The organism is Natronomonas sp., from assembly GCF_046710025.1.
In the GTDB taxonomy this organism is placed as follows: Archaea; Halobacteriota; Halobacteria; order Halobacteriales; family Haloarculaceae; genus Natronomonas.
Genome location: NZ_JBKEGK010000224.1, coordinates 1 through 4,104 on the forward strand (window position 1 = coordinate 1; position 4,104 = coordinate 4,104).

Annotated in this window: 5 protein-coding genes and 2 pseudogenes; 2 read left to right on the forward strand and 5 right to left on the reverse strand. The window is 63.0% G+C overall.

What is annotated here, in order from left to right; all coding sequences use genetic code 11:
• Together ACI944_RS12485 and ACI944_RS12490 are read left to right on the forward strand one after the other, a co-directional pair.
• A pseudogene (locus tag ACI944_RS12485) lies at positions 1–447 on the forward strand (phosphoesterase); the annotation flags it as partial.
• Between the two features lie 70 nt (positions 448–517).
• A complete protein-coding gene (locus ACI944_RS12490) occupies positions 518–1,117 on the forward strand; it encodes a winged helix-turn-helix transcriptional regulator (protein WP_411719369.1) in 600 nt (199 codons plus the stop codon).
• Between the two features lie 26 nt (positions 1,118–1,143).
• Here ACI944_RS12490 and ACI944_RS12495 read toward each other — a convergent pair whose 3' ends face one another.
• From ACI944_RS12495 to ACI944_RS12515, 5 genes and pseudogenes are all read right to left on the reverse strand, one after another.
• The gene (locus ACI944_RS12495) at positions 1,144–1,386 is read right to left on the reverse strand and encodes a hypothetical protein (RefSeq protein WP_411719370.1); all 243 of its coding nucleotides are present in this window, start codon (positions 1,384–1,386) and stop codon (positions 1,144–1,146) included.
• Positions 1,387–1,546: 160 nt separating this feature from the next.
• Complete coding sequence (locus ACI944_RS12500; protein WP_411719371.1) at positions 1,547–1,936, reverse strand: TRAM domain-containing protein; 390 nt, start codon at positions 1,934–1,936, stop codon at positions 1,547–1,549.
• A gap of 193 nt (positions 1,937–2,129) precedes the next feature.
• A complete protein-coding gene (locus tag ACI944_RS12505) occupies positions 2,130–2,567 on the reverse strand; it encodes a hypothetical protein (protein WP_411719372.1) in 438 nt (145 codons plus the stop codon).
• A 71-nt stretch (positions 2,568–2,638) separates the two neighbouring features.
• The gene (locus ACI944_RS12510) at positions 2,639–3,406 is read right to left on the reverse strand and encodes a hypothetical protein (RefSeq protein WP_411719373.1); all 768 of its coding nucleotides are present in this window, start codon (positions 3,404–3,406) and stop codon (positions 2,639–2,641) included.
• Positions 3,407–3,491: 85 nt separating this feature from the next.
• Positions 3,492–4,104, reverse strand: a pseudogene (locus ACI944_RS12515) (cell surface protein); the annotation flags it as partial.

A 4,104-nucleotide genomic window follows, 5' to 3' on the forward strand; every position in this document is an offset into this window, starting at 1 on the left:
GCGATTTCGACGGTCCTCCGAGCGAAGTCGGCGGAATCGATGGGCGAGCGTGCGATCATCGAGCGCGGGATGGAGACCTTAGAGGAGATCGGCAAGGGCGAGTCGACGACGTTCGTGCTGCCCCAAGAGATGACCTCGCTTTTGAGCCGGTACGGCAAACACCTCACCGGCAGCGACGTTGCGACCCAGACCGACGTGCTCGAAGGGCTTGATTTCGACGATGAGACCCGGGAGATGCTCGGCCTTGATAACATCGAGGAGATCCTCGGCCAGATCGACGAAGAGGCCGAGATGGACGTCGAGGAGATGGAGGCCGAGGCCGAGGCGATCAAAACCGGTGCAGACCCCACCGAAATCAGGGATCCGGACGAGGTCATCGCCGAGATGGACGAGGAAATGCCGGACGCCGACGTCGATGAAGAGGAACTGGAGACAGAGACAAACTAAGCGGCTCCGTCCGGGGCGGGGCCAACCGGGTCCCGAAGCTGTTTTAGCCCTGTCGCCTCTGTAGTAAGATATGACCGACCGGGGGGTCGACGAGGGAAAACGGGCGACGCTCAAACGCTTCGCCGCGCTGGGCGCGGCGACGCCGCTCGTCCGACTGTCAGACGACGACGGAAGCGAAGTCCGCGAAGCTATCGTCGGCTACCTCGCTGCGACCCCTGGCGCGCACTTTTCGAAGCTACGCGACGACTTGCAACTCGGGACGGGTGAGACCCAGCACCATCTCCGGCGGCTCGAAACGGACGGGACAATCGAATATCGAAAGGACGGCGAGTACAAGCGGTACTTCCCCGCAGGGCGTTTTTCGGCCTTCGAGCAGCGCGCGCTCGGATACCTCCGCCGGGAGACGCCGCGCCGGATGCTCGTGGCTTTGCTCCGAGCGCCCGAGGCCTCCGGAAGCGAGATCGCGGCGGCCGCCGGGGTATCCCGGTCGACGGTTTCGAAGTACGCTGGAAAGCTTGACGCCGCAGGGTTGTTGTCGCGCACCGACGGATACGGTCTTGAACGCCCCGAGACGCTGTTAACGCTCGTCGTCCGGTATGCCGATTCATTCGGCCCCGAGGCGGTCGAACTCGCCGATGAGGCAGACGAACTCGTTCGGTACGACCCCTGAACGGCTCTCCGTCTCGTCGGTCACTCTTAAATAGTGACTTTCCAGGTCGTCCCCGACGAGTAGCCCCATTTCTCGACCTCGACATCGAAGCTCCCCTCACAGATCGCGCTCATGTTCGACCCGACCTCCTTTGCCGACAGATCGAGTTCTTCGCCGATGAGCCGGGATTTGAAATACGTCTTCATTCGGCCCTCCTCGCGGAGGTACGCGAGAATGCGCCGTTGCTTGTCGGTGAGCTCTGAGTTCGGTTCGGCGGCAGTCGCGCTCATATCTATCTAATGTATGCACTCCTCAAAAGGTGGTTTGGTACGGTCATTCAACCGGCTGCAGTACTGCGGTTTTCGGTGATTGGGACGCCCGATCGGGGAACGAGCGGGCGATGGTTGGTACGAGACCGAAACTGGACCGTGCTCCGACTGACAGGGGTTGTTACTCGATGACCTCGCCGACAGCGAAGTTGGATTTGACTTCCGAAATCTCGATCTTGACGCGTTCGCCGACCTCGGCACCGGGGACGATGATGACGTACCCCCGCTCGACGCGGGCGATTCCGTCGCCTTGCTTGCCGAGGTCCTCAATCTCGACGTACCTGATCTCGCCCGGCTCGACCGGCGGTTGGGGCTCATCAGACGGGGTCGTCCCGCTGGAGGTGTTGGCGTCGCTCGCGGTCTCGTCGGAGATGAGCGCGATCCGGTAGGCGTTATCGGTGCCGATGGAGCCGGTTTCGATCTCGCGTCGTGGGACCTCGACGACAAACCTATTCTCGTCTTCCTCAACCTCAGCGCTGAACAGACACAGGAGCTTATCAGAGATTTCCATAGAGCTTCGATTTTGATATGTACACGGCACGTATAGAAGGTATCGCCTATCGTGGCTTACCTCGGCAGTTTCTCGGTCTGTCATCCCGGTGGTGGCCGCCTCCGAACGGTCGCTACCGGAGCCGACCCATAGGCCGCCCACGCCGGTGCATCCTCACCCCCCGGTTGCGGGTCGACGGGGCGACCCAAACGCCTCAGTTGATGCCGCGTTCGGCGGCGCCCTGACGGATCTTCCGGGCGCGCTTTCGAACCCGGTTCGCGTACCGCTCTATCTTCTCCGGTTTCTCCCCGTAGTATGAGGCGACCCACTGAACGTTCGTGCGCGGCTGCGTGAGAAAGTAGCCGACGAGTGTGTCCCGGCCGGCCTGGATTATCTCCGGCGGGACGCCGCGCTCGCCGGTTCCGGCTTCCTCGAAGCCGTTGACATCGAAGTAGACATCGGCGTACAGCTCCGCGGTGTCGGGATCTTCGAACTCGATCCCGCCGTGTGCCGGCGCTTCGAATCGATATTTCGGGGGCCGGTCGGGGCGGGGACACTCGACGATCCGTACGTCGAGAATGTACTCTCGATGCGTCGATTCGGCTTGCTCCGCCGAGCCGTCGGCGGTCTTGTCGTCTGTTTCGGATATCATCGTGTTGATTCTGTAGTCGCGTCCTGTCGTTCGTCGGCGTTCACTCAGTCGAAGGCCCCCCAGCCCGACGGTTACGACCGCCGACGGGCGACAGCTACCGCGGCCAGCGATCCGATGGCAACGAGAGCGGCACCGATGAGGACGATGGAAGTCCCGCTAAAACCGCCCCCCAGCCTGTCGTTACCCTCCGCGCCACTTCCCGCGCCCGATCCGGCCTCAGAGGCGCCCGCCCCGTTCGAACCGGCGCTGCCGGAATCGGCGGCGTTGTTTCCACCGGCGCTGCCGGAATCGGCAGCGTTGTTTCCGCCTTCCCCGATGGTCAACACGCCGGGTTGTGTCTCGGGACGGAACCGGCCGCCGTCGTTGGTATCAAACTGCTGTGGCTCGACAGTGAGTTCGACCTCACCGGCTGCCTGGCTCGCGACCTCGACCGTCGCGAGTGTCACGTCCGTCGCGCCGGGTGAGATCGATCCCTCAATGTCGGCGGCCTCAAGCGTGACCGTCTGTCCGTCGGTATCGATCGTCGGGTCCGTCGTCAGCCCGAACTCGTCGGAGTAACTCGCCGACGTTACTGTGGCCACCTCGGGGTTGTCGACGGTGAGATCGAGGTAGTAACCCGATAACCCGTCCGGTGCTTCCGTGAGAACGACGTCGACAGTCGTGGTGTCGTCGACGGTCGCCGTTGCGCTGCTCACGCTGACGGTCGGTTGGCCTGTCTGTGCTGTTGTGACCCCCGCGCCCGCCAACAGAAGGCCGAACGCGATCGTCGCGACGGCGAGGGCGGCGATACAGGTACGGGGATCGGAGATACTCGTGTGTGGATTCGTGTACTGTGTCATGGATTTATATGTGTCAAAATAACTATATTCTGTTGAACCGCAGTGCCGACCGAACGGTGCCGGCGGTACGCTTCGCGCCGGTCTCTCAGTTGACCTCGCCGAACAGGGTGACGATGTCGTCGAAGTCGAGTCGGTCGTTCTGGTTGAAGTCGAACGCGCGGGCGTTCGATGTCACGGTGTTGCTGTCGAGTTCGTCGAACAGCAACTGGACGTCCTCGTAGTCGACGCGGCCGTTCCCGTTGACGTCCTCATAGAGGCCGTCACCATCGGGATCGGTCGGCGATGCACCCGCGGAGCCGATACTGGGCGGGCCGGTGATCGCGACTCCGGAGCGGTTCTCGACGTCGATGGGCTGTCCGGCGTCGCTGTCGAGTGTCGCCCCGGTGTTGAGATCAGTCACGCCGGCGCCGCTGCCGGTGAGACGAACGGTTCCGAGTTTGAAATCGACATCTTCGGGCTGCATTGCGCCATTCAGGTCGGCGAACCGGAACGACGCCGTCTCGCCGTCTTCGGAGACGCTCGGGGCCGCGGAGATACCGACCGCGTCGGGATAGCTCGCACTCGTGATCTTGGCGACCTCCGTGTCCGCAACGCGGACGGAGAACTCGCCGCCCGCGAGGCCGTTCGGGACGTGTCTGGCAAACACTTCGGCCTTGACCGCGTCGCCCTGACCGACCGCGACCGAACTGACCTCCAGC

Coding starts and splice junctions, on each gene's coding strand:
- ACI944_RS12490 (WP_411719369.1), top strand. CDS start 518: ATGACCGACCGGGGGGTCGACGAGGGAAAACGGGCGACGCTCAAACGC.
- ACI944_RS12495 (WP_411719370.1), bottom strand. CDS start 1,386: ATGAGCGCGACTGCCGCCGAACCGAACTCAGAGCTCACCGACAAGCAA.
- ACI944_RS12500 (WP_411719371.1), bottom strand. CDS start 1,936: ATGGAAATCTCTGATAAGCTCCTGTGTCTGTTCAGCGCTGAGGTTGAG.
- ACI944_RS12505 (WP_411719372.1), bottom strand. CDS start 2,567: ATGATATCCGAAACAGACGACAAGACCGCCGACGGCTCGGCGGAGCAA.
- ACI944_RS12510 (WP_411719373.1), bottom strand. CDS start 3,406: ATGACACAGTACACGAATCCACACACGAGTATCTCCGATCCCCGTACC.